This window comes from Oleiphilus sp. HI0066 (assembly GCF_001635725.1).
Genome location: NZ_LWFH01001859.1, coordinates 1 through 698, shown reverse-complemented (window position 1 = coordinate 698; position 698 = coordinate 1). Strand labels below are relative to the sequence as shown.

Annotated in this window: 1 protein-coding gene; it reads right to left on the bottom strand. The window is 41.3% G+C overall.

Translation table 11 applies throughout. From position 1 onward, the window contains the following. Positions 1 to 135: 135 nt before the first annotated feature. Positions 136 to 698, bottom strand: a 563-nt coding sequence (locus tag A3738_RS28685; protein WP_156504577.1) for an AraC family transcriptional regulator, incomplete at its 5' end; no start/stop codon positions are given.

Sequence of the window (698 nt, the reverse complement as noted above, 5' to 3'; positions counted from 1 at the left end):
ACAAGCTTGTTGATCTTTTCTTACAGGTTTAACGAAAGCTAAAAGTTCGGTAAGACTATGTTTCACAGATCAAAAATGACGCAAAACAGAAGTGAAATACTCATACTTCGAAAGCACTGGAGAGAAAAATTGGATTTAATGAGATTCTGATTTTGGACTACGAAATGCGGTTGGGCTTTGACCTGACCACTTCTTGAAAGCACGAATAAACGCGGCTGGTTCAGAGAAGCCGAGCAACTCTGATAGTTGATTCACGGATATATCAGATGTCTTTAACAGTAAGAATGCCCTCTCTCGACGCACACTGTCTTTGATCTCTTGAAAGCTGTGCCCTTCTTCTTTTAAGCGACGTCTGAGCGTATGTGTGGTTGTATTTAGATGTCCTGAAGTATCATCAAAACTTAGAGTTGATGACTTAGCATAAGCATCAATTAAAAGCCTTTTCACTTGTGCTGTGACGCTATCATCTGCCCTAAATTGCGTCAGCAAAGATTGAGGCGCGTGGCTGAGGAAATTTACAAGAGTATGCGGATCTTGCTTAATGGGTAATCCAAGCATTCGTTTGTTAAATGCAAAGACATTTCGCTCGGCACCAAAGTTCAGTGCGCACGGAAACATAAGCGAAAATTCATCTGAATAACTAGGCTCGTCAAACTGAAAGTCAACCCTATCAAGCAACATCGGACGATCAATCATCC